The organism is Bradyrhizobium genomosp. I (2014) (genome assembly GCF_000261685.1).
Taxonomy (GTDB): Bacteria; Pseudomonadota; Alphaproteobacteria; order Rhizobiales; family Xanthobacteraceae; genus Bradyrhizobium.
The window spans coordinates 1-19,362 of sequence record NZ_AJQE01000261.1; the positions used below are offsets into that span (position 1 = coordinate 1).

Annotated in this window: 18 protein-coding genes; 12 read left to right on the plus strand and 6 right to left on the minus strand. The window is 65.5% G+C overall.

The window, feature by feature from the left end; all coding sequences use genetic code 11:
* Positions 1–209 (minus strand): enoyl-CoA hydratase/isomerase family protein (locus IC50_RS24195; protein ID WP_035710584.1); only part of this gene is annotated, 209 nt, incomplete at its 3' end.
* 228 nt (positions 210–437) lie between these two features.
* On the opposite strand from IC50_RS24195, the gene IC50_RS24200 reads away from it, so the two are divergent.
* Complete coding sequence (locus tag IC50_RS24200) at positions 438–1,658, plus strand: NAD(P)/FAD-dependent oxidoreductase (protein ID WP_035710586.1); 1,221 nt, start codon at positions 438–440, stop codon at positions 1,656–1,658.
* A gap of 49 nt (positions 1,659–1,707) precedes the next feature.
* On the opposite strand, the gene rbsK is transcribed toward IC50_RS24200, so the two are convergent.
* Together rbsK and IC50_RS24210 are read right to left on the minus strand one after the other, a co-directional pair.
* On the minus strand, positions 1,708–2,616 hold the full coding sequence (gene rbsK, locus IC50_RS24205) for a ribokinase (RefSeq protein ID WP_035710590.1): 909 nt from the start codon (positions 2,614–2,616) through the stop codon (positions 1,708–1,710).
* An 18-nt stretch (positions 2,617–2,634) separates the two neighbouring features.
* Positions 2,635–3,528: a sugar kinase gene (locus IC50_RS24210; protein WP_035710593.1), complete on the minus strand. Its 894-nt coding sequence runs from the start codon at positions 3,526–3,528 to the stop codon at positions 2,635–2,637.
* A gap of 212 nt (positions 3,529–3,740) precedes the next feature.
* Between IC50_RS24210 and IC50_RS24215 the strand changes: the two genes are divergently transcribed.
* From IC50_RS24215 to IC50_RS24255, 9 genes are all read left to right on the plus strand, one after another.
* The gene (locus IC50_RS24215) at positions 3,741–4,589 is read left to right on the plus strand and encodes a VOC family protein (RefSeq protein WP_035710595.1); all 849 of its coding nucleotides are present in this window, start codon (positions 3,741–3,743) and stop codon (positions 4,587–4,589) included.
* Between the two features lie 243 nt (positions 4,590–4,832).
* Positions 4,833–5,540 carry a TetR/AcrR family transcriptional regulator gene (locus tag IC50_RS24220; protein WP_193374149.1) on the plus strand — a complete coding sequence of 236 codons (708 nt, stop codon included), beginning with the start codon at positions 4,833–4,835 and terminating at the stop codon, positions 5,538–5,540.
* 424 nt (positions 5,541–5,964) lie between these two features.
* Entirely contained in the window at positions 5,965–6,774 is an 810-nt protein-coding gene (locus IC50_RS24225; protein ID WP_035710598.1) for an ABC transporter permease, read from the plus strand.
* A gap of 113 nt (positions 6,775–6,887) precedes the next feature.
* The gene (locus tag IC50_RS24230; RefSeq protein WP_035710600.1) at positions 6,888–7,880 is read left to right on the plus strand and encodes an ABC transporter substrate-binding protein; all 993 of its coding nucleotides are present in this window, start codon (positions 6,888–6,890) and stop codon (positions 7,878–7,880) included.
* Positions 7,881–7,997: 117 nt separating this feature from the next.
* On the plus strand, positions 7,998–8,843 hold the full coding sequence (locus IC50_RS24235) for an ABC transporter ATP-binding protein (protein ID WP_035710602.1): 846 nt from the start codon (positions 7,998–8,000) through the stop codon (positions 8,841–8,843).
* A gap of 129 nt (positions 8,844–8,972) precedes the next feature.
* Positions 8,973–10,370, plus strand: coding sequence for a hypothetical protein (locus IC50_RS24240; RefSeq protein ID WP_035710620.1), 1,398 nt, complete (start codon positions 8,973–8,975; stop codon positions 10,368–10,370).
* Complete coding sequence (locus IC50_RS24245; protein WP_035710605.1) at positions 10,367–11,518, plus strand: Gfo/Idh/MocA family protein; 1,152 nt, start codon at positions 10,367–10,369, stop codon at positions 11,516–11,518. Before IC50_RS24240 ends, IC50_RS24245 begins: the two co-directional genes overlap by 4 nt.
* A 137-nt stretch (positions 11,519–11,655) precedes the next feature.
* Positions 11,656–12,858: a dihydrodipicolinate synthase family protein gene (locus tag IC50_RS24250; RefSeq protein WP_035710624.1), complete on the plus strand. Its 1,203-nt coding sequence runs from the start codon at positions 11,656–11,658 to the stop codon at positions 12,856–12,858.
* Positions 12,858–13,721, plus strand: a complete 864-nt coding sequence (locus tag IC50_RS24255; RefSeq protein WP_035710608.1) for a sugar phosphate isomerase/epimerase family protein — start codon at positions 12,858–12,860, stop codon at positions 13,719–13,721. The genes IC50_RS24250 and IC50_RS24255 overlap by 1 nt, the downstream gene beginning before the upstream one ends.
* Positions 13,722–13,739: 18 nt before the next feature.
* On the opposite strand, the gene IC50_RS24260 is transcribed toward IC50_RS24255, so the two are convergent.
* The 3 genes from IC50_RS24260 to IC50_RS24270 all read right to left on the minus strand — a co-directional run bounded on the left by IC50_RS24260 (position 13,740) and on the right by IC50_RS24270 (position 18,371).
* Entirely contained in the window at positions 13,740–15,440 is a 1,701-nt protein-coding gene (locus tag IC50_RS24260; protein WP_244429636.1) for a Spy/CpxP family protein refolding chaperone, read from the minus strand.
* A gap of 257 nt (positions 15,441–15,697) precedes the next feature.
* Entirely contained in the window at positions 15,698–16,912 is a 1,215-nt protein-coding gene (gene rocD / locus IC50_RS24265) for an ornithine--oxo-acid transaminase (RefSeq protein WP_035710611.1), read from the minus strand.
* A 226-nt stretch (positions 16,913–17,138) separates the two neighbouring features.
* Positions 17,139–18,371 carry a cytochrome P450 gene (locus tag IC50_RS24270; RefSeq protein WP_035710613.1) on the minus strand — a complete coding sequence of 411 codons (1,233 nt, stop codon included), beginning with the start codon at positions 18,369–18,371 and terminating at the stop codon, positions 17,139–17,141.
* A 105-nt stretch (positions 18,372–18,476) separates the two neighbouring features.
* Between IC50_RS24270 and IC50_RS24275 the strand changes: the two genes are divergently transcribed.
* Both IC50_RS24275 and IC50_RS24280 read left to right on the plus strand, forming a co-directional pair.
* Entirely contained in the window at positions 18,477–19,019 is a 543-nt protein-coding gene (locus IC50_RS24275; protein ID WP_035710616.1) for a phosphonopyruvate decarboxylase, read from the plus strand.
* A partial coding sequence (locus IC50_RS24280; RefSeq protein WP_035710618.1) for a thiamine pyrophosphate-dependent enzyme occupies positions 19,016–19,362 on the plus strand: 347 nt, incomplete at its 3' end. The genes IC50_RS24275 and IC50_RS24280, both read left to right, overlap by 4 nt.

Here is a 19,362-nt window from a genome sequence, read left to right on the forward strand (position 1 = left end):
CCGGCAGAGAAGGCGCGGCCTTCGCCTTCGAGAACCACGACTCGGATTGCGTCGTCGCCTTCGATATGAGCGGCGAGCTGTTCGAGCTTCTGCGCGATGGCGAGGTTGATCGAGTTGAACGCGGCAGGGCGGTTGAGCGTGATGGTCGCGATCGGGCCGTCGATTCGCAGCAAGGCGGGATCGTCGGGCTGGGAGATTGGAGCTGGCATCTGGAATGTCCCCGGCAATGAGGTCGTTCGCGCAACTAAATCGCAGAAGCGCGGGGGAGACAATCCCCGCGGTGCGCCCTTGCACTGGACGGAACGATAGGCTCAAATGGACCCGCCTTTTCCAAGGGACGGACACGAGCGCCGGCTCCTCGTAAGGTCAGCAATCAAAATCAGCGAGATAGGAGGCGGCATGGGTCACGCTCGTGTCTTCCGCAAATGGGCCGTCCAATGAGCGAAGGTCCGGTGATCATCGTCGGTGCCGGCCATGGCGGCTATCAGGTCGCGGCGTCCCTACGACAGGCGGGCTTTTCGCAGCGCGTCTGCCTGATCAACGACGAGGCGCATCTGCCCTATCAGCGGCCGCCGCTGTCAAAGGCCTATATCAAGGGCTCCGCCGGTCCTGAGAGCCTGATGTTCCGCCCCGAAAAATTCTACCAGGACCAGAAGATCGAGCTGATCGCGGGCCGCGCGGCCTCGATTGACCGCGCGGGGCGCAAGGTGCATCTCGCATCCGGCGAGACGCTGGCCTACGGCCACCTCGTGCTGGCGACCGGCGCGCGCAACCGCCTGCTCGACCTGCCCAATGCCAATCTGCCCGACGTGAGATACTTGCGCATCCTCGACGACAGCGAGGCGCTGCGCCAGATCATGCCGTCGAAGAAGCGCGCCGTGATCATCGGCGCCGGCTTCATCGGCCTCGAATTCGCCTCCACCGCCCGGATCAAGGGCCTCGAGGTCGACGTGCTCGAGCTTGCCCCGCGCGTGATGGCGCGCGCTGTGACGGCCGAGGTCTCGGAGTATTTTCAAGAGCGCCATCGCGAGGCCGGCATCCGCATCCATCTCGGTGTGCAGGCCACCTCGATCGAGGCCGAGAACGGCAAGGTGACCGGCGTCTCCTTGAGCGACGGCCGACATCTGCCTGCGGACCTCGTCGTGGTCGGCGTCGGCGTGCTGCCGAACATCGAGCTCGCGGCCGAGGCCGGGCTGCCGGTCGCGGCCGGCATCATCGTCGACGAATATCTTGCGACGGCTGACCCGAACATTTCCGCGATCGGCGATTGTGCGCTGTTCGCAAGCCCGCGCTTCGGCGGCTCGCTGCGGCTGGAATCGGTGCAGAACGCTACCGATCACGCCCGCTGCCTCGCGGCGCGGCTGACTGGCGTCCCCAAACCTTACGACGGTCATCCCTGGTTCTGGAGCGACCAGGGCGACGACAAGCTCCAGATCGCGGGGCTCACCACCGGCTACGACCGCGTCGTGCTGCGCGGAGACCCCGCCAAGAAGGCATTCTCGGCCTTCTGCTACAAGGGCGACAAGCTGCTCGGCATCGAATCGATCAACCGCGCCGGCGACCACATGTTCGGCCGCCGCTTGCAGGCCATGGATCGCTCGATCACGCCGGAGCAGGCCGCGGACGAGAGTTTTGACCTCAAGAGCGCGCTGGCGTGATCGTCTCCCTCGCCCCGCTTGCGGGGAGAGGCGAAGAAAGCGCCGTGGTCTACATCACTGCCGCCACTTCCTTCGCCGTCGGCATCGACGGCCCGGCGCCCATGCGCTGCACGCTGATCGAGGCGGCGGCGTTGGCGAAGGCGAGGGCGGTGCGCAAGGGCACATCGTCGGCCAGTTGTGCGGCCAGCGCGCCGACAAAGCAGTCGCCGGCGCCTGTGGTGTCGAGCGCCTTCACCAAGCGGCCGGGCACGGCAATCTGCTCGCGCCCCGCCAGCGCGAGCACGCCGCGCTTGCCGAGCGTGACGCAGATGGTCTGGTCTTCGCGCGCCTGAAGCTTTCGCGCGACGTCGATGATCCTTGCCGCTTCGTCACTCTCGGAGAGCTCGCTGCCGGCGAGGAAGCCGAGCTCGGTCTCGTTCAGCACGAGGATGTCGACGAGCGTGAGCAGTTCGCGGGACATCGCCTGCGCCGGTGCCGGGTTGAGCACCGTCGTGGCCCCGGCGGCGCGGCCGCGCCGAAAGAACGCCGCGATGGCCGGCAGAGGAATCTCGAACTGGCTGACGGCGACGTCGCCCTCCAGCAGCGGCACGACGTCGACGTCGTCGGCGCCGACCAGCCCGTTCGCCCCGGGAATGACGACGATGGTGTTGTCGGCCTCCGCCACCGTGATGATAGCCGTGCCGGTGTGGGCCTCCGCCGTCTCCTGGACGTAGCCGAGATCGATGCCCTGTTCGCCGAGAAAGGCCTTCAGCTCGCCTCCGAATGAATCCTTCCCTAGCCGCCCGATCAGCGTGGTTCGCGCGCCGAGCCGGGCCGCGGCCACCGCCTGGTTCGCGCCTTTGCCGCCGGGAAAATACAGCACCTGGCGGCCGGCGACGGTCTCGCCGACCTTGGGATGGCGATCGGCGGTCGCCACCACATCCATGTTGATGCTGCCGGCGACGAAGACGCGTCCCATATGAGACCTCTGCGACTGCTAGACCCTGACCTCGAACTCGTGCCTGACCTTGGCGATGTCGACGAGCGTCGGCAAGCCGGCCTCGTTGCCGAGGCGCTGGATCTTGAAGGTCGAGGCGGCGCGGGCAAAATCAAAATGCTCGCGCCAGCTTTTGCCGGGATGGGCGAGATAGGAGTAGACATAAGCACCGTGGAAGACGTCGCCGGCGCCGTTGGTGTCGATCACGCGCTCGCGCGGGATCGGCATCGCCGGCATCACCTGCACCGTTCCGGTTTCGTCGTACCAGAGCAGGCCCTTCTCGCCCATGGTGACGCCGCCGATCTTGCAGCCGCGGCCCTTGAGGTAGTCGAGCATCTTCTCCGGCGTCAGGTCCATCTGCTCGCACAGCCGTTCGGCGACGATCGCGACGTCGATGAATTCGAGCAGCTCATGCGTATTGGTGCGCAGCCCGCCGCCGTCGAGCGAGGTCAGGATGCCGGCCTCGCGGCAGACCTTGGCGTAGTGGATCGCTGCGTCCGGCTGATGGCCGTCGACATGCAGCGCGCGGCAGCCGCCGAGGTTGAGCATCGGAAAGGGGTGGATGTGTTCGTCGTCGCGGCAGCGGACGATGGCGCGCTTGCCGTCCTTGGGCATGATGAAGGAGAGCGAGGACTGGTTGACCTTGCGCCCATGCAGCGAGATGCCGTACTTCGCGCACATGTCCTGGAACATGCGCCCCAGCCAGTCATTGGCCGCGGTGGCGATGAGATCCGGCACGATGCCGAGCTTGGCGCAGCAGAAGGCCGCCGTCACCGCATTGCCGCCGAAGGAGACTGCGTAGTCCGAGGCCACGTGCTTCTCGTCGCCGGTCGGCATGTGGTCGGTGATGAAGACGACGTCGATATAGGTCTGTCCGATGAAGAGAGCCTGCATTGCTTGTCCGTGATGCGCTTGTGGTCCCGGCCGGCGGGATTACTCTAGCACCGGTTCCGCTCCGGAGGGACGCTGAAATTATTCGCAAAACTGCCGCCCGAAGCGCTTGAGGTCAGCATGGTGCCGGAATACGACCATGTCGGGCCAATGCCAAGCCCGGACGAACGCCGTCTGCCGGTCCATGGGTTCCAAGTCGATCAAAAGGATGCAGGATGATCACCGGCCTCGATCACATCGTCGCTCTGGTGAGCGATATCGGTGCGGCCAAGGCGGCATATCAGACGCTGCTCGCCCGCGCGCCGGCCTGGCAGAACTCCGGCGAGGGCGCTGACCGGGTGCTGTTCACGCTTGACAACATGACGATCGAATTGATGGCGCCGAGCGGCTTCAGCGTCACCGCCGACCGCATGCGCGCGCTGCTCGATGATCAGGAAGGCGTGCTCGCCAGCCTGTGCTTTCGTGTCGCAGACATCGGCAAGATGCACCGGCGGCTGGAGCGGGTGGCCTTGAGGCCGGACCCTGTTGCGGAGGTCGAAAGCAGCGATGCCGTGACCGAGGCCGTGCTGCACTGGAAGCGCACGCGTGCCGCCACGGAGCTCACGCGAGGCGTGCGCATGTTCTTCCTCGAACTGGCCGACGAGCGTCCGAAGTCGGTCGTGACCGACATCGCGCCGATCGACGCGCTCGACCACGTCGTGATCACCACCGAGGATTCCGAGCGCGCCGCCGCACTCTACGGTGCACGGCTCGGGCTTGATCTGGCGCTGGACCGCTCGCACCAGGACTGGGGCCAGCTGATGTTCTTCCGCTGCGGCGACCTCATCGTCGAGGTGGTCCGCCGCCCGGTGGCGGGTGGCGATGCCGCGCATGACCGGCTCTGGGGTCTGAGCTGGCGCGTCGCCGACATCGACGCCACGCGCGCCCGCCTGATCGCTGGCGGCCTCGACGTCAGCGAAGTCCGCAACGGCCGCAAGCCGGGCACGCGAATCATGACGGTGCGCGATGGTACCTGCGGCATCCAGACGGTGCTGCTGGAGCGCTCGCCGAAGCCGGCGGGGTAGGGACCGCGTAATGCACTCTCGTGTCCCGGACGCGCTGCAACGCCCTTGGCGATGCTGCGCAGAGCCGGGACCCATGCGGCCGCACGACGATCGGCAACATGGGCCCCCGGCTGTGCGGCGCACCGCACCGGACGATGCTTCGCATCGCCGGGAGCGGTGCGCCGCGTCCGGGGCACGAGATCGTTCTCAAACACCCGTGCGCGTGCTACACGCTGACTTGAGACCATCCAGCGAGCACCCGGTTTGGCGAAGGCAAAGCGAACTCTGAAATGGCAGCGCGATCCCGAGGGGATGCGGCTGCGCATTCTCGAAGCCGCCAAGCAGGAGTTTTCCGCCCATGGTCTCGCCGGCGCGCGCGTCGACCGCATCGCGGCCAAGGCCGGCGCCAACAAGCGCATGCTCTATTACCACGTCGGCAACAAGGACGACCTCTACCTCGCGGTGCTCGAAGGCGCCTATGACAAGATCCGCAGCGAGGAGCGGGGGCTCGATCTCGAGCATCTCGATCCGCCCGAGGCCATCCGGCGCCTGATCGAGTTCACCTGGAATTATTTCCTGCGCAATCCCGAATTCCTGTCTTTGCTCCAGACCGAGAACCTCGCGCGCGCAAAGCACCTGAAGCGCTCGACCAAGGTCAAGTCGATGCACTCGCCTTTCGTCGAGATGATCCGCACCGTGGTGCGGCGCGGCGTCGAGACGGGCGATTTCCAGGTCGCCGTCGATCCGGTGCAGCTCTACATCTCGATCGCGGCGCTCAGCTTCTTCTATCTCTCGAACTCGGCGACGCTCAGCGTGATCTTCGGCCGCGATCTCCTGGACAAGAAGGCCAAGGACGAGCGTCTCGCGCACATGGTGGGCCTCGTGCTGGCTGCGCTGACCGGGCAATCGGTCGCGCTGTTCGAGATCGCCAAGGCGCCGAAGTCGCGCGCCGCGGTGGTGCAGACGGCCTAGCCGGCGGAGTCCGCACGCAGGGCAGACGTGGCTTTCCTCAATCTCCACTGTCATTGCCCGCGAAGGCGGGCAATCGGGCATTCCAGAGACGCTGGTGGGATATGGCGAGGCCGCGGCGTACTGGATTCCCCGCCTTCGTGGCGAATGACATCGAGGGTGGGGCGATCTCGTGCCCCGGACGCAGCGCAGGGCTCTTGCGATGTGCTGCAGAGCCGGGGCCCATATCACTACCGAGCACGCGGCCGCTGGGTCCCGGCTCGGCGCAGCAACGCTTCGCGTCGCAGCGCGTCCGGGACACCGCGGCGATAGTCCCCTTCCCAAAGCTCCAAGGAACCGCCGCAAAACGTCACAGCGAAAGCTCTGGACAGTATTTATCCAACGGGTTAATTTCTCCCGGCAACGAAAAAAATGCCGGGAGTGGAAATTGGCCGAGCCAAAGCCGCAGAGTGCGGTGTCCAAGATGCTGAATGCGGCCTGGGTTCGGCCGTTCTTGTTCCTGGTCTTCATCGTCGTCGCCTGGGATCTGGCGATCCGGCTGTTCAAGATCCCCGCCTACCAGATCCCGTCGCCGCTGGACGTCGTCGCCGTGCTCCGCACCGAATGGCCCGAACTGCTGCGTCAGTCCTGGCCGACCACCTATGCGACTGTCTGCGGCTTCCTGCTGTCGGCGCTGTTCGGCATTCCCGTCGCGATGCTGATCGCGGGCTCGAGGACGGTGGAGAGCTACGTCTATCCGCTGCTGGTGTTCTCGCAATCGGTGCCGAAGATCGCGATCGCGCCGCTGTTCGTGGTCTGGTTCGGCTTCGGCATCATTCCGAAGGTCATTTCGGCGTTCCTGCTCGGCTTCTTCCCCGTGGTGGTCTCCGCGGTGCAGGGCTTCAAGTCGGTCGATCCCGACATGGTCGACCTCGCCCGCGCCATGCAGGGCAGCCGCTTGCAGGTGTTCCGCGCCGTGAACCTGCCGCATGCGCTGCCGGCGATCTTCTCGGGCCTCAAGGTGTCGGTGACGCTGGCCGTGGTCGGCGCCGTCGTCGGCGAGTTCGTCGGCTCCAATTCCGGCATCGGCTACGTGATGCAGCGCTCGATCGGCACGTTCGACCTGCCGACGATGTTCGCGGCGCTCGTGATCCTGGCGCTGCTCGGCGTGATTCTGTTCTGGGTCGTGGACCGGATCGAGAAGCTGGTCATTCCCTGGCATGTCAGCCAGCGCGAAGACGTGATTTTCGCCTCTTAAAGCATGATCCGGAAAAGTGTGAAGCGGTTTTCCGATAAGATCATGCTCAAACAACAACGTAGCAACGAACGGCCACCAGCGGCCGACGCAACAACGACAAAGGGAGAGTGACGATGAAGCGGTGGATAGGGGCTGTTTCGGCGGTGCTGATGACCTTCGCAGCCATGCCCGCGCAGGCGGCCGACAAGGTCGTGCTGATGCTGAACTGGTACGTCTATGGCGAGCACGCGCCGTTCTATTACGGCAAGGCCAAGGGCATCTATGCCGCCGAAGGCATCGATCTCGAAATCCAGGAAGGTCGCGGCTCGGCTGCAACGACGCAGGCCGTCGCCGCCAAGACCGCCGATTTCGGCTATGTCGACGTCCCGACCATGATGCGCGCCGCCATCAAGGGCGCGCCTGTGGTTGCGACCGGCGTGCTGCTGCAGACCTCGCCGATGTCCGCCATGGGCTTCGCCGACAAGAACATCAGGAAGCCCGAGGACATCAAGGGCAAGACCGTCGCGATCACGCCGGCCGACTCCATGACCCAGATCTGGCCGCTGTTCCTGAAGAAGACCGGCCTGAAGGAGAGCGACTTCAAGACCGTTGCCGGCGACGGCCAGACCAAGCTCAACGCCGTCATCAATGGCCAGGCCGATCTCCTGCTCGGTTACGTCATGGACCAGTCGATGAAGATCAAGGACGCCACCGGCAAGGACGTCTACCCGATCAAGTTCGCCGACTACGGCATCAACATGGTCTCCTCCGGCATCATCGCCAACACCGACTACGTGAAGGCCAATGCCGATCTCGTCCGCCGCTTCATGTCGGCAACGACCAGGGCTGTCGAAGCTGCCGAGAAGGAGCCGAAGGCTGCGGCGCAATCGATTCTCGATGCCAACCCCAAGGGCGGCAAGATCGACACGCTGACGCAGGGCTTCGAGCTGACCATTCCGCTGTACCGCACCGCGGAGACCAAGTCCAAGCGGCCATTCCAGGTCACCGACCAGAACATGACCGAGACCGTCAATCTTCTGGTCGAATATGGCGGGCTCGATGCCAAGGCCAAGGACAACCCGAAGGCCTTCTACAGCAACGACTATCTGCCGAAGAGCGGCTCGTGAGCCAAACACCGTCATTCCGGGGCGCCCGAAGGGCGAACCCGGAATCTCGAGATTCCGGGTCTGGTCCTTCGGACCATCCCGGAATGACGGTTCTTATCGTCGAACGGGCTTAATTGAATGAATCCAGCAACAAGGCCAAATGACACCGTGCAGCCGGCCGCCCATCTGAGACTGGTGAACGACCGGGCGGGCGATGCGTCGGGCATCAAGCTGTCAGGCGTGTCGAAAACATATCGGACGCGCGACGGCGATGTGCCGTCGCTTCGGCCGCTCGACTTCCACATCAATGACGGCGAGTTCTTCGTCGTGGTCGGCCCAAGCGGCTGCGGCAAGTCCACGCTGCTCAAGCTGATCTCGGGTCTGCTGCCGCCGACCACGGGCGAAATTCTGGTCGAGGGCGAGAAGGTGACGACGCCGCACGGCAATGTCGGCATCGTGTTCCAGAACGCGCTGCTCCTGCCCTGGCGCAACATCCTCAACAACGTGATGCTGCCGATCGACATGAAGCGGCTGCCGCGGCAGGAATATCTCGACCGCGCCAAGTCGCTGTTGAAGCTGGTCGGCCTCGAAGGCTTCGAGAAGAAGCTGCCCTGGCAGCTCTCCGGCGGAATGCAGCAGCGCGCCTCGATCTGCCGCGCGCTGGTGCACGATCCCAGGATCATGCTGATGGACGAGCCGTTCGGCGCGCTCGACGCGCTGACGCGCGAGCGCATGAATGTCGAATTGATGCGGATCCAGCGCGAGACCAGGAAGACGGTGCTGCTGATCACGCACTCGATCCCCGAGGCCGTGTTCCTCGCCGATCGCGTCCTGGTCATGACCGAGCGGCCCGGCGCGGTCGCCGCGATCTACGACGTGCCGCTGCCGCGCCCGCGCTCGCTCGACGTAATGGCCGACCCCGTCTTCACCGAGCTCGTGCAGCGCATCCGCAAGCACTTCTTCTCGCAAGGCGCATTGGATTAGGGCGATGGGAGCAGCTCGAACTTTCAGAGCGTCATGGCCGGGCTTGACCCGGCCATCCACGGCTTACTCCGCGCGACAAAGAACGTGGATGCCCGGGACAAGCCCGGGCATGACGACCTTCATAGGACCATGTCCGTGCGCCTGAAGCTGCGAGACATCGCCTTCTTCGAACGTCCCGTGCAGTTCGCGCGGCCGTTCCGCTTTGGCGCAATCACCATCAATGCAACGCCGCAGCTGTTCGTGCGGGTCGAGATCGAGGTGGAAGGCCGGGGTGTTGCGGTCGGCGCCAGCGCCGAGCTGCTGGTGCCGAAATGGTTCGACAAGCGGCCGGAGCTGTCGCCGGCGCAGACGGTGGATGGGCTGAGACAATCGCTGGAGATCGCGCGCGGGTTTTATCTGGCACGGACCGGATTTTTGACCGCGTTCGATCTCCACGCCTCGTGCATCGGCGCGCAGGTGGCGACGTGTGCGACAAAGAACATTCCGGCGCTGGCCGCCGCCTATGGTCCCGCGGAGATCGACAAGGCGATCCTCGATGCGCTTTTGCGCGCCGTCGAAACCAGTTTCTTCGAGGGCATGGCCGCAAACGTCGCCGGCATCGATGCGCGGCTTTCTCCTGACCTCGGCGACAGCGACATCGGAACGTTTCTGTCCGGCCGGGTGCCGCGGCAGCGTGTTGCGATCAGGCATACGGTCGGCCTCGACGACACTGTTGAAGGCGAGGGCGGTGTAGCCGATGCCCGTGAGAACGCTGGTGCAAGCTATTTCAAGCTGAAGCTGTCGGGCGATCCCGTAGCCGATGCGGCGCGGCTGGCGAGGATCGGTAAGGAGCTCGACACGCTTGGGCGTGACACTAGAGCGACGCTGGACGCCAACGAGCAGTACGCTGACCTGAGCGCGCTGCATGCGCTGATGGACCGGCTCGATCGCGATGCCGCCTTGCACCCGATCGCATCGCGCCTGCTGTATGTCGAACAGCCCATGCCGCGCGACATTACACGGCAATCGCCGCTGGGTTCGCTCGCCGCGCGCGGATTCATCATCGACGAGGCCGACGATTCCTACGACGCTTTCCCTGCGGCGCGTGCGCTCGGCTATTCCGGCATCTCGTCAAAATCCTGCAAGGGTCTCTACAAATCCATCGTCAACGCGACACGCGCGGCCAAATGGAGCGCAGGTGGCGCGCGGTTCTTCGTGACCGGTGAAGACCTCACCTGCCAGGCGGGCCTCGCCGTGCAGCAGGACCTCGCGCTCGGTGCCTTCCTCGGCATCACCCATGCCGAACGCAACGGCCACCATTATGTCGACGGTTTCGGCGCAGCGCCGGCCGCCGAAGCGCAGGCCTTCGCGGCTGCGCATCCCGATCTCTACACGGACACCGGGCAGGGCATCCGGCTTTCCATTCATGACGGCGATCTCCTGACGGGATCGCTCAACACAGCGGGCTTCGCCTCGTCGGTCCATCCGGACTGGTCGGCGCTCCGCCCGCTCGAACGGCCAAATTCAGTTCAGGAGCAATCGGCATGACCACCCAACGCCTCGGCCTCATCATGAACGGCATCACCGGCCGCATGGGGCTCAACCAGCATCTGATCCGCTCGATCGTCGCGATCCGCGACCAGGGCGGCGTCCGGCTCAAAAACGGCGACCGCGTCATGCCCGATCCGATCCTGGTCGGCCGCAGTGCCGAGAAGGTCGAGGCGCTCGCCAGGCGCTACAACATCGCGCGCTGGACCACCGACCTCGACGCCGCGCTCGACGACAAGAACGACACCATGTTCTTCGACGCCGCAACCACGCAGGCGCGCCCCGGTCTGCTCACCCAGGCCATCAACGCCGGCAAGCATGTCTATTGCGAGAAGCCGATCGCGACGAATTTCGAGGAAGCCGTCGAGGTCGTGAAGCTCGCCAACGCCAAGGGCGTCAAGCACGGCACGGTGCAGGACAAGCTGTTCCTGCCTGGCCTGAAGAAGATCGCCTTCCTGCGCGACTCCGGTTTCTTCGGCCGCATCCTCTCGGTGCGCGGCGAGTTCGGCTACTGGGTGTTCGAAGGCGGCTGGCAGGAAGCGCAGCGGCCGTCCTGGAACTACCGCGACGAGGACGGCGGTGGCATCATTTTGGACATGGTCTGCCACTGGCGCTACGTGCTCGACAACCTCTTCGGCAACGTCCAGAGCGTGAGCTGCATCGGCAACACCGACATTCCAGAGCGTTACGACGAGCAGGGCAAAAAGTACAAGGCGACCGCCGATGATTCCGCCTACGCGACGTTCCAGCTCGAGGGCGGCATCATCGCCCACATCAACATGTCCTGGGTCACGCGTGTCTATCGCGACGACCTCGTCACCTTCCAGGTCGACGGCACGCTCGGCTCGGCGGTCGCCGGGCTCACCGACTGCATGATCCAGGCGCGGCAGGCCACGCCTCGGCCGGTCTGGAATCCCGACGAGAAGCGGCTGCACGATTTCTACGGCGACTGGCAGAAGCTGCCCGACAACGTCACCTACGACAACGGCTTCAAAGAGCAGTGGGAGATGTTCATCCGCCACGTCTACGAGGATGCGCCCTACAAGTTCACGCTGCTCGAGGGCGCCAAGGGCGTGCAGCTTGCCGAATGCGCGCTGAAGAGCTGGAAGGAGCGGCGCTGGATCGACGTCGCCCCGATCAAGGTCTGAGGTCGATTGGATATAGCCCCGATGTCTACTAAGCCGTCATTGCGAGGAGCGAAGCGACGAAGCAATCCAGACCGTTGCCGCGGAGACATTCTGGATTGCTTCGCTTCGCTCGCAATGACGGAGAGAGGTTCGAAATCATGAACAAGCCCGTCCCGCCCCAGTCTCCTTCCATGTCGTCGTTGTCGCTCAAGCTGCCCAAGGCCGATCGCTCGATCGAGACCTATCGGTTAGCTGCCTCGCGCACGTTCCCCGCAAAGCTCGGGGGACCGCTGAACCGCATTGCCTTCTCGGCCGTGCACACCGTGGCCGATCCCTTCGCGGACAATGATCCCTGGCTGTCTGTCGCCGTCGACTGGGACAAGACCATCGCCTTCCGCGAGCACGTGTGGGACCTCGGCCTCGGCGTTGCCGAAGCGATGGACACCGCGCAGCGCGGCATGGGCCTGGACTGGCCGACCTCGCTGGAGCTGATCACGCGTTCGGTCGCCGCCGCGAAGCGCCGCAACGCGCTGGTGTTCTCCGGCGCGGGTACGGACCATCTTGCAGTCGAGGATGCCAAGAGCCTCGATGACGTGATCCGTGCTTACGAGGAGCAGATCTCGGCCGTCGAGAAGGTCGGCGGCCGCATCATCCTGATGGCATCGCGCGCGCTGGCCAAGCTCGGCCGCAGCGCCGACGATTACGCGAAAGTCTATGGCCGCGTACTGTCGCAGGTCCGCGAACCCGTGATCATCCACTGGCTCGGCGACATGTTCGATCCGGCGCTGACGGGCTATTGGGGCACGAAGGATCTCGACAAGGCCATGGATACGGCCGTCGCCATCATCAACGACAACGCCGCCAAGGTCGACGGCGTCAAGGTCTCGCTGCTCGATAAGCAGCGCGAGATCGATATGCGCCGGCGCCTGGACAGGCGCATCAAGATGTATACCGGCGACGACTTCAATTACGCGGAGCTGATCGCCGGCGACGAACAGGGCTTTTCGCATGCGCTGCTCGGCATTTTCGACGCGATCGCGCCGGCGGCGTCCTACGCGCTGTCGCGGCTTGCGGCCGGTGACGAAGCCGGCTTCCACGACGTGCTGGGGCCGACGGTGCCGTTGTCGCGCCACATCTTCAGGGCGCCGACGCGGTTCTACAAGACCGGCGTCGTCTTCATGGCCTACCTCAACGGCCACCAGGATCATTTCACCATGGTCGGGGGGCAGGAGAGCGCGCGTTCGATGCTGCATCTGGCCGAGTTGTTCCGTCTCGCCGATCAGGCCGGCCTGCTCGCCAATCCGGAACTGGCGACACGTCGCATGAAGACCGTGCTGGCCTCGCATGGGCTGGAGTCCTGATGCGCGATTTCTCGTCCGACCATCGCTGGCTGTCGCTCAACACCGCGACAGTCCGCAAGCAGGGTGACCTCATCGAGATCATCGACGCCTGTGCGAAGCACGGCATCCGCGCCATCGATCCGTGGCGTGACCAGGTCGCCGCCGTCGGCCTCGATCGCGCCGTGCGTGTTGTGCGCGATGCCGGCCTCGAACTGTCGGGCTATTGCCGCGGCGGCATGTTCACCTCGGACGCCTCGCGCCGGGGCGAGGTGCGTGACGACAACAGGCGCTGCGTCGACGAAGCCAAGGCGCTGGGCGCGCCCTGCATCGTCCTCGTCGTCGGCGGCCTGCCGCAATATTCGCGGCCGGGCAGCGAGGCCTCGAAGGATCTCGTGGCAGCGCGCGGCCAGGTCGAGGAAGCTCTCGCCGAGATGCTCGACTATGCGAGGCAGGCAAAGCTGCCGCTGGCGATCGAGCCGTTGCATCCGGCCTACGCCGCCGACCGCGCCTGCGTGAACACCACGAAACAGGCGCTCGATATCTGCGACCGGCTCGACTCCGGCCGCAGCGGCATGCTCGGCGTTGCGCTCGACGTCTATCACGTCTGGTGGGACCCGGAGCTGATGGGCCAGATCGCGCGCGCCGGCAGGGACCGGCTGCTCGCCTTCCACGTCTGCGACTGGCTGGTGCCGACGAAAGACATCCTCAACGATCGCGGCATGATGGGCGACGGCGTCATCGACATCAAATCGGTGCGTCAAGCGGTGGAAGCGCAGGGCTTTGCCGGCTATTCCGAGATCGAGATCTTCTCCAACGATTGGTGGGGTAGGCCGATGGACGAGGTGCTGCGCACCTGCATTGCGCGGCACAAGGCGGTGGTTTAGGTCACGCGTGCGCTGCCCTCACGGGCTTGCGACCTGTTGCAACGTGTTGAAGCGGGCCTTCTGCTCGCTGCTCAGCGTGGCGTAGAACTCGTCCAGCGCAGGTTCGACCAGCTTGGCGGCCGTCAGCATGGCCTCGAGCCGGTGCTGCATCGCCTCCAGCCGTCCGACCGGCGTCAGCGGCACATCATTCGGGCAGGCCGCCTGCAGGTCCTGAACGCCCTTCGCCGTCGCTTCGCTGAGACGGTCGAGCGCCTCCTTCTGCTTGCCCGCGGGGTGGAGCACCGCCTCGATCCTCTGGATCGGCAACTGGGTCAGGCCGGACTTGGGATCACCGCAGCTCTCGCTACTCGCTTCCTGCTGCTGGGACGAGCGGTCGCCGACATTGGGGCCGAGCGCGTTGAAGCGAGCCTGCTGTTCGTCGCTGAGCGAGCTGTAGAAAGTCTCCAGTGCCGGTCGCACGATCCTGACGGCCTCCAGCGTCGCACTGACGCGATTCATCATCGCGCGCAGGCGGCCAGGCGGCGTCAGTGCATAGGTCTCCGCACAGGAATCCTTGAAGACATCGGCAGCCTTGGCCGCCGCGGTCTTCAATTCGTCGAGCAGCGCGCGTTGCTCCGCCGTCGGCTGCACGGCTCGCGCGATATCGGCCAGTGGCCAGGCGGTGACGCCCTTGTCCGGTGTGCCGCACAATTGCCGTAGCGTCTGCGGGCTCACGCTGGTGCGCGGACGTGCGCGGCCGCCGCCGGCTTGTGGATAATCATATGGGTTGGTGCTGGCAAAGGCGGAATACGGGCTGTCACCGCCCCAGAACACGGTGTCGACGAAGTCGTCATACGCGTACGCCCAATAGCCGGGCTCGTAGGCATAGGACCAGAACGTGTAGTCAAAAATGTCGGAGTAAGCGTATGGCCAGAACACCGGCCCAAGCCACGCCACGAACACCGCGGGATGACGGTGCCGCCAGGCCTGCCGGGGTGCCCAGCCGCTTTGGCGGGCGACGAGGGCCGCCTGGGTCTGCGGAGTGGTTTGCTCGCGGAAGCGCGCTGCAAACCGCCCGCGCTCGGAACCCTGTGCGACGGCCGTGGCAGTCGGGGCGCGCGCGGCCGGAGCCTGGAGGCCAAGCCGCTGCTGGCGCGCGAGGTCACTCTGCTGCGCTCGCTGCTCACGGCCAAGCAAGCGGTTCTGGGTCTGGAGCATCCGTTGCTGCAGGCGTTGTGCCCGCGCACCTTCCGGCTTTTGCGACTGCAATTGCTGCACGCGCTGCTGGAGGCGTTCGATGCGGGTCTGACGCTCTGTCGTCTGGCGCGACAGCATCTCACGCTGCCGCTGCTGCACGATCTGCTGGCGCTGCTGGATCTGCTGCTGTCGTTGTTGCGCGCGCTGCTCGATCTGATCCCGCCGCGACATCCGCTCGCTCGCGGCGGGCGGTACGCTGGGCCGCGAGGGGGCGGCCGAGGGGGCGGCGATGTGCGGCGTCGGCCGCGGTGCCATGGCCGGTCGTTGCGGCGCTGCCGGCGCCCGATGGAATTCCGGCCGTGGCGCCGCCACGTGCGGGGCGGCCCGCGGTGGCGCAGCGAAATGCTGGGTCGGACGCGGTGGCGGCGAGGCAATATGCGGCGCCGGATGTGGCGCCATGGCCGGCCGCTGCGGCATGGCCGGCGGATGGAATGCCGGCGCAGCGGGACGCGCCATGGCGGGCGGCGCTGTTGGACGGGCCATGGCCGGTGGTGCCGCTGGCCGTGCTGCCGGCGCTGCGGCTTGACCCGGTGGCCCGCCCCTTCCATGTCCCTGGCCGAACGCGCCGACGCTCGCCGCCAGCATCGAGACACCAACTAGAACAGAGGTAAGGCAAACGCCACGCGGAAGCATGATCTTAGCTCCCAGCTCATAATCGCCCACAACGTTTCAACGCGCAGGTTGCGGAATCGTTCGTTGCTGGCGGCGGCGGGTGTGCGATCTTCGGACGCAGGGCAGTCTCAGGAGAAGTCCTGCGTCAGGGTGACGGCGAGCCGCTCCAGCGCCCAGTCGACCTGGTCGCCTGTGATCACCAGCGGCGGAGCGATCCGGATCGTTTGCTCATGGGTATCCTTGGCGAGGATGCCCTTGGCCTGGAGCGCCTCGCAGTACCTGCGGGCGCGGCCGGCCTCCGGATGCAGCTCGACCGCCAGCATCAGGCCGCGGCCGCGCACCTCGCGGATCGTGTTGGCGCGGATGTCTTTCAGGCCTTCCAGAAAGCGCGCGCCTTGCCTCGCCGCGTTCTCGATCATGCCTTCCTCGACCAGCACGCGCATCGCCGCGCGCGCTACCGCACAGGCAAGCGGGTTGCCGCCGAAGGTCGAACCATGCTGGCCGGGTCTCAACGTCCCGAGCACGTCGTTGTTCGAGAGCACGGCCGACACCGGATAGAAGCCGCCGGACAGGGCCTTGCCGAGCAGCGTCACGTCCGCCTCTATGCCCTCGTGCTGTTCGGCGAGCAGCTTGCCGGTGCGGCCCAGTCCGGTCTGGATCTCGTCGAGCACCAGCATCACGTTGTTGGCGGTGCAGAGCTTGCGTACCTCAGTGAAATAGCCGGCCGGAGGAATGATGACACCGGCTTCGCCCTGGATCGGCTCGACCAGGAAGGCGACGGTGTTTGGCGTGATTGCGTCTTCCAGCGCCGCGGCGTCGCCGAACGGGATGATCTTGAAGCCTGGCGCGAACGGCCCGAAATGTGTGCGCGTCTCGGGATCGGTTGAAAAGCCGACGATGCCCAGCGTGCGTCCGTGGAAGTTGTTGGCGCAGACGATGATCTCGGCCTGGCCGTCCGGCACGCCCTTGACCTCATAGCCCCATTTGCGCACCGACTTGATCGCGCTTTCGACCGCCTCGGCGCCGCTGTTCATCGGCAGCACCTTGTGGGAGCCGGTGAGCGCCGCGATCTCTTCGTAGAACGGGGCGAGTTGGTCGTTGTGGAAGGCCCGCGAGGTGAGCGTCAGCCTGTGCGCCTGTTCGACCATCGCCGCCAGGATCTTGGGGTGGCAGTGGCCCTGGCTGACCGCCGAATAGGCCGAGAGGCAATCGAGATAACGGTTGCCTTCGGTATCCCAGACCCAGACACCTTCGCCGCGCGACAGGACGACCCCGATCGGCTCGTAATTCTGGGCGCCAAAGCGTGCTTCTGTTGCGATGAAATCAATGACCGACGAGCTCATCTGTCGCCACTCCATTGCTGCGCGCGCCGGGGCGTCGACGACTGCATGGGCCGCGCTCCAATTGATGTGGGTATCAGTTTGGGCACTCGGAAGCCTTCATGCGCCCGATCGCGTCACACGGCCTGATTTACCTGGAATGTCAGATAGTTCTACGGGGCCACGCGGCACCGTTCGCCGGCTCACCCGCTACTGTGCATGGGGTTGTTTTCGCACTTTTTGTTGGCCCTCACCCGATCGCGCAGGGCACGCTCAAGAAGCCGCGAAACCGGACCCGTCCGCCCCGCACCGGCTGGCCGCTCACGCTGTAGTTTGGGAAGCGCGCCAGGAAGCGTGAGATCGCAATCGCCCCTTCCAGCCGCGCCAGCGCCATGCCGGCGCATTGATGTGCGCCGGTGGCGAAGGCGAGATGCCGGTTCGGCGTGCGCGCGATGTCGAAGCGTTCCGGGTCCGGAAACTGCGCGGGGTCGCGGTTGGCCGCACCAATGCACAGCGTCACCGACGTGCCGGCATCGAGCATGACGCCGCCGAGCTCGACCCGTTCAGTGGTCATGCGGTTGCCGAGCTGGTTGGAACTCTCGTAGCGCAGCATCTCCTCGACCGCGGTCTTGATGAGCTCGGGGTTGTCGATCAGGCGCTGCTTCTGGTCGGGATGACGGTCCAACGCGACGAGGCCGTTGCCGATCAGGTTGGTCGTGGTCTCGTGGCCCGCATTGAGCAGGAAGATGCAATTGTGCAGCAGCTCCTTCTCGGTCAGCCGCTCGCCGTTCTCCCCGCCGCTACCTTCTCCCTGGATGAGGCGCGTCAGCACGTCGCGCTCGGGATTGCCGGGCTTCGCGCGCCGGCGCGCGACCAGCGTTTCGAGATAAGCGAGGAAGTTCGTCACCGCCCTGTTGCCGCGCGCCGCCGCTTCGGACGATACCACGGGTTCGAGGGCGCCGAGGATCGCCAGCGACCAGTCGCGCAGCGGTCCACGTTCGTCGTGGGGGACGTCGAGCAGATTGCCGATGACTTCGATGGGAATGGAAGCGGCAAAGTCCTCGATCAGCTCGCAAGCCCCCTTGGCCGCGATGGCATCGAGCAGGCCGTCGACAAGCTTGACGAGATCGCCTTCCATCCCGGCGATCGCGCGCGGCGACAGCGCGCCCATGATCAGGCGGCGCACGCGGGTGTGTGAGGGTGGATCGTTGAAGACGAGGCTCGTGGTGTGATGCTCGTAGAGCGGGGTGTCGCCGTATTTCGGCGCGAACTCGCGCTTCTTGTCCGAGCTGAACGATTTTGTGTTCTTGTAGGTGGCGACGAGGTCGTCATAGCGGGTCAGGAACACGGTGCCGTTCGGCAGGCGCTTGACCGGCTCGTTCTCCCGCAATGCACGATAAGTCGGGTAGGGGTTGTCATGGAACTCCGGCGTCAGCTTCTCGAGGTCGAAGCTTGCCGCCAGCGCCTTCGCATCTGCGTTCATCCCGTTATACTCGCCGGTTAAAGCCGTTATGCCGTTTTTGTTGTTCTGGTCGGCGCGTGCATGCGTCTACAGTCGTTGCACCTTGCTAGCCGACCGGACAGGAAAATGCACGCGCGCGCTGACGCTCCCGACACGGCCCCGAACTGGCCCGACGATATTTTTGCGACATTGCAGCGCTTCGACGTCCGGCAGGTGCCGTATGTGCCTGACGCCGGGCATTCCAGGCTGATCCAGCGCGTGCTGGACTCCTCCACCATGCGTGGCATTCCGCTGACGACGGAGGAGGAGGGCGTTGCGCTTCTCGCCGGCGCCTGGACGGGCGGGCAGCGCGGCGTGCTGCTGATGCAATCGAGCGGCGTCGGCAACTGCATCAACATGCTGTCGCTGATCCCGATCCTGCGCTTTCCGTTCCTCACGCTCGTGACCATGCGCGGCGAATGGGGCGAGTTCAATCCGTGGCAGGTGCCGATGGGATCGACCACACAGGGCGTGTTCGAGCTCTCCGGCGTCAAGGTGCTGCGCGCCTCGAACGCGGCCGAGGTGCCGGCGGTGCTCGAGGCAGCCGCGGCGCAGGCCTACAACGCGCTCACCCCCACCGCCGTCCTTCTGTCGCAGCGCCTGATCGGCGCCAAGGTTTTCACCAAATGAGCAAGGCCAATCTCCTCGACCGACGCCAGGTGGTGTCCACGCTGCTTGCGGACCGCAAGGACGTGGTTGCGATCGGTGGCCTGGGTGCCTCCACCAACGACATGTGCGCGGCCGGCGACCATGCGCGCAACTTCTACCTCTGGGGTGGCATGGGCGGTGCCGCGATGATCGGGCTGGGCCTCGCGCTGGCGCAGCCGAAGCTGCCGGTGCTGGTCATCACCGGCGACGGCGAGATGCTGATGGGCATGGGCAGCCTCGCCACCATCGGCCTGCAGAAACCGGCCAACCTCTCGATCGCAGTGCTCGACAACGAGGCCTATGGCGAGACCGGCGGCCAGACCAG

Excerpts from the sequence above, each read along its gene's own strand:
- IC50_RS24200 (WP_035710586.1), top strand. The coding sequence starts at position 438 with ATGAGCGAAGGTCCGGTGATCATCGTCGGTGCCGGCCATGGCGGCTAT.
- rbsK (WP_035710590.1), bottom strand. The coding sequence starts at position 2,616 with ATGGGACGCGTCTTCGTCGCCGGCAGCATCAACATGGATGTGGTGGCG.
- IC50_RS24210 (WP_035710593.1), bottom strand. The coding sequence starts at position 3,528 with ATGCAGGCTCTCTTCATCGGACAGACCTATATCGACGTCGTCTTCATC.
- IC50_RS24215 (WP_035710595.1), top strand. The coding sequence starts at position 3,741 with ATGATCACCGGCCTCGATCACATCGTCGCTCTGGTGAGCGATATCGGT.
- IC50_RS24230 (WP_035710600.1), top strand. The coding sequence starts at position 6,888 with ATGAAGCGGTGGATAGGGGCTGTTTCGGCGGTGCTGATGACCTTCGCA.
- IC50_RS24235 (WP_035710602.1), top strand. The coding sequence starts at position 7,998 with ATGAATCCAGCAACAAGGCCAAATGACACCGTGCAGCCGGCCGCCCAT.
- IC50_RS24240 (WP_035710620.1), top strand. The coding sequence starts at position 8,973 with ATGTCCGTGCGCCTGAAGCTGCGAGACATCGCCTTCTTCGAACGTCCC.
- IC50_RS24245 (WP_035710605.1), top strand. The coding sequence starts at position 10,367 with ATGACCACCCAACGCCTCGGCCTCATCATGAACGGCATCACCGGCCGC.
- IC50_RS24250 (WP_035710624.1), top strand. The coding sequence starts at position 11,656 with ATGAACAAGCCCGTCCCGCCCCAGTCTCCTTCCATGTCGTCGTTGTCG.
- IC50_RS24255 (WP_035710608.1), top strand. The coding sequence starts at position 12,858 with ATGCGCGATTTCTCGTCCGACCATCGCTGGCTGTCGCTCAACACCGCG.
- IC50_RS24260 (WP_244429636.1), bottom strand. The coding sequence starts at position 15,440 with ATGGCCCGTCCAACAGCGCCGCCCGCCATGGCGCGTCCCGCTGCGCCG.
- rocD (WP_035710611.1), bottom strand. The coding sequence starts at position 16,912 with ATGAGCTCGTCGGTCATTGATTTCATCGCAACAGAAGCACGCTTTGGC.
- IC50_RS24270 (WP_035710613.1), bottom strand. The coding sequence starts at position 18,371 with ATGAACGCAGATGCGAAGGCGCTGGCGGCAAGCTTCGACCTCGAGAAG.
- IC50_RS24275 (WP_035710616.1), top strand. The coding sequence starts at position 18,477 with ATGCACGCGCGCGCTGACGCTCCCGACACGGCCCCGAACTGGCCCGAC.